Annotated in this window: 4 protein-coding genes; all 4 read right to left on the minus strand. The window is 36.2% G+C overall.

Annotated features, from left to right (window positions below; all coding sequences use genetic code 11):
• Window positions 1-156: 156 nt before the first annotated feature.
• On the minus strand, window positions 157-1,131 hold the full coding sequence (locus tag EHT25_RS26405) for a hypothetical protein (protein ID WP_124878285.1): 975 nt from the start codon (window positions 1,129-1,131) through the stop codon (window positions 157-159).
• A gap of 261 nt (window positions 1,132-1,392) precedes the next feature.
• On the minus strand, window positions 1,393-1,770 hold the full coding sequence (locus tag EHT25_RS26410; protein ID WP_124878287.1) for an LPD3 domain-containing protein: 378 nt from the start codon (window positions 1,768-1,770) through the stop codon (window positions 1,393-1,395).
• 146 nt (window positions 1,771-1,916) lie between these two features.
• The gene (locus tag EHT25_RS26415; protein ID WP_124878289.1) at window positions 1,917-2,432 is read right to left on the minus strand and encodes a replication/maintenance protein RepL; all 516 of its coding nucleotides are present in this window, start codon (window positions 2,430-2,432) and stop codon (window positions 1,917-1,919) included.
• 914 nt (window positions 2,433-3,346) lie between these two features.
• Window positions 3,347-3,527: hypothetical protein (locus tag EHT25_RS33055; RefSeq protein WP_221622339.1), on the minus strand; the 181-nt coding region annotated here is incomplete at its 5' end.

Here is a 3,527-nt window from a genome sequence, read left to right on the forward strand (position 1 = left end):
CTCCTTAACGGGAATGAACTGACCTGAACCTGCGTCACGGCCAATTTTGATTTTTGTTGTCTTTGTCATAACTATAATAGTTGCTTTATTAATGAAACTAAATATAGTAATTTTTTTGGACAAAAGCAACCTTTTTTCTATTTAATTAGCTGAAAATCAGGATACTTTTTCAATTATCTCACTCAGCAAAGTCAATGACTTCCGAGTTCGAATGTCCGATGTTAAGACTACTTTCATAACATCACGATATTTTCGTGCACGGTTGTGTCTTCTCTGATTATCTGCATTTATGACATCTGAAATTCGTCTATAATCAAACTGGTTATTTGTTGCAAGTGCCAAATTCTTGAAATCTGATTTGTTGAATTTCTCAAGTGGTCCTATAGTTTTAGGGTCAATAAATGACCTCCGAAACAATTCTCCTAAAGGGTTATATTGGGAATCTAATACGTCACTGATTGAGTTTTTTCCGAAATGATTTCGTATGGATTTAGCAGATAGAAGTTTAGCTTCAGCTCTCATACTTCCTTCACTTAGAGGATAGGGACCATAGTTCTGGTTCAACTTACGGTTCCTGCTTAATTTCATTTCTTCTGACTTGTCGTAGATACTGAGAAATTCCTTGTCCTCTTTGACTAATTTGCTAAGACTGAAGCCTTTGTTTTCCCAAATCTTCGGATTCCATTGATATGGATTAAACACAGCCTGAGCAAAGACGTTGTAATCTTCTAAGATGGGTTTGTGTTCTAAAGTAAAGTCGTTCGTTATCTCAACGGAAGTTAATTTCGCTTCATTTTTGATTGCTTTACTGTCAATCTGTAGCAGTATTCCATACTTGACAAGATTCTCAAAACAGGTATCTATAGTTTTTGACGAAATGAGCTCCAAATAGTCATGTCCCAAAATTTTTGCTGTGACACTTATGCATAAGTATGGCCCTATTATGTCAACTTTTATACGTCGCATTGGGATATTTACCTTTCTACTAATGGCTGCTCGTGCTTTAGAACTCAGCCTTAAGGTTTCAAGGCCATGTTGGTTTTGGTGGGCTGGTGTTATATCAAATTTACTTTTATCGATTTGTATATACTGTGCCTCTGTTCTCAATTGCAGGTAATCAAATTTTACCATTTATATATAGAGAGTTTTTTTGTTTAACGCTCTGAATATAAGAAATTTTGAGTGAAATTCCCCGTATATAAGACTTTTGTTTGCTAGTTAATTTTACTCTGTATTTTTTGGACTCTTCGAGCGTGGGATTATGATAAAAAACCTATACCGTCAGGTAAAAATTGAAGTTTGTGTAACTAGGTTTGTGAAAAAAATGTTATACTTGTAAGCGCTCAAACCGGCATTGGATTGCATCTCCTCTAAGCACGTTGGGCGCTTTTTTTACAAGGTAACTTCCTGAGTGACTGAGTACAGGTATAATTCGTTCTGAATGGTGACTTGTACGTTGAAGTAGGCCGTTTCTCCTGCAATTGTGGTTTCAAAGAAATGATATCCTAAAATGTGTGCTTTAGGATGTGTCTGTTTATCTGTAAAACCGACATATTTTGCTGTTTTTAAGGCTTCCTCTATATTATCTCTAACTAAGTCGATTTTAGCAATGTAATTAGAGAAGGGTTGATTGATACACTCCTTGATTCCCTTTACATTAAACCTTATCTCTGCGTCTATTTCCTCTCTGTAAATAGTTAACCTTGTTTTAACTAGTCTTTCTACAGCCTTAGCTTTTGCTATTTTGCGGGCTTGGTTTAAATCACTCATTTATGAGAAAGGAATAATCTTGCAAATAAAAAAGCCCCGGAGGCTTCAAGCTATCAATCCGGGGCTATACGACTCTCGTCGCGTGGTCGGCCTATCCTTACGGTTGCTCCTCAGCAGAGCCGCTAACGTTCGGCCAATATTGAAAATTAGGCAGATTGCCTTATTTCTTCAAGCATTTCAACTAAATTAAGTTGTCGACCAGGCTCTACTTTAGTAACTTCAGTTACTACTTCCTTGCCATTTTGTCCATATTCTATCTGTAATCTAATCTTCCTGATATTACTCCATTCTCCTTTACCAAATAAAAATGGATTTGCTTTGTAGACACCTGTATCTAATCGCAGAAGGATACTTTTTTTGACGAAAGTAACTAAGGCATTATCAATCGTCTTAGGAACAATACCTAATTCAATTGCTACACGCTTTTTTATAGTTGAGTTGAGAATTATCTCGTTTTGGTAATTCATGTGCTTCAGAAGACCATATAGTACGCCACTGACCCATTGAGGTATATCTTTCAGCATTACCAAATCCTCTAGATACAGCTTTATGAAGTCTGGCTCTTTTGGTACTTGAGTCTCTCGTTCAGTTTGAACAACTTCTCCAGACTGAACATTTATGATTTCCTTTTCATATATCACTTTTTTAGTCTTCGCTCTCATAAAATGACTACTGATTTAAGTGAGATATAGTAACGCGATTCAAATTACTGTTTTTTGTTTCACATTTCAAAACAGTAATCTATTTTAGATTACTGTTTTGCTGCTATGTCATTACTGTTTTGCTGCTATGTCATTACTGTTTTGCTGCTATGTCATTACTGCACTATACTATAAACTATTGAATTTCAATAGTTTATAGTATAGTGCTCTATCTCTTATCTTTTACCCCTTTTTTGCCATGTCTCTAAAACTCCAATTCTTATTCCCCTTTCCAATAAAGGTTGAAACAAGTATCTGAACTTATTCCTGGTTAAGTTTAGCTGATAATCAACATTTTAACTAAAAAATCTGGATTCGTGCTGATAATATTAGTTAGTCTTAAATTGCTAAATTATTGATATACAGATTATTGTAAGAGCAATAGAACAGTATGAGCAAAGCGAATACTGTTCCCGCTCGCTTCTTTCTTTAAGAAAAAACACAATATACAGTAATGATATAGCAGCAAAACAGTAATCTACTCCTTAACGGGAATGAACGGGGCTGAACCTGGGCGGCTTAAGCCGCCCAGGTTCAGCCCCGTTCATTCCCGTTAAGGAGGCAAAGCGCAGACCCAAACAAACGGTTGCTGGGTCTAAAAAGTTAAGGTTCACTCCTCAACTTTTTCAAGCTTGGAGTAAAGCAATTAGAACAGAATTAACCGAATGGGCAAAATGGTCTGGATGGATTCTCTACTTCTTTACAGACACTTTCAGGTAAATAGGTGTTCACTTCGTTCACTTCATATAAGTGATAGGTTTTTTATCATAGCCCCACGCTCAAAGAGTCGTGGGGCTTACCTATTATCATAGGTCTACAAAAGCAAAAAGCACCCTCCAGAGGTGCTTACATAATTTATTGTTGTAAAGTCTTTGTTACCTTTTAATCTTGATAGTCTCGACAACCGTTTGTTTGGGTCTGCGCTCGGCCTCCTTAACGGGAATGAACTGACCTGAACCTGCGTCACGGCCAATTTTGATTTTTGTTGTCTTTGTCATAACTATAATAGTTGCTTTATTAATGAAACTAAATATAGTAATTTTTTTGGACAAAAGC

Source organism: Larkinella rosea, assembly GCF_003858635.1.
GTDB classification, from domain to species: domain Bacteria; phylum Bacteroidota; class Bacteroidia; order Cytophagales; family Spirosomataceae; genus Larkinella; species Larkinella rosea.

Coding starts and splice junctions, on each gene's coding strand:
- EHT25_RS26405 (WP_124878285.1), bottom strand. CDS start 1,131: ATGGTAAAATTTGATTACCTGCAATTGAGAACAGAGGCACAGTATATA.
- EHT25_RS26415 (WP_124878289.1), bottom strand. CDS start 2,432: ATGAGAGCGAAGACTAAAAAAGTGATATATGAAAAGGAAATCATAAAT.
- EHT25_RS26410 (WP_124878287.1), bottom strand. CDS start 1,770: ATGAGTGATTTAAACCAAGCCCGCAAAATAGCAAAAGCTAAGGCTGTA.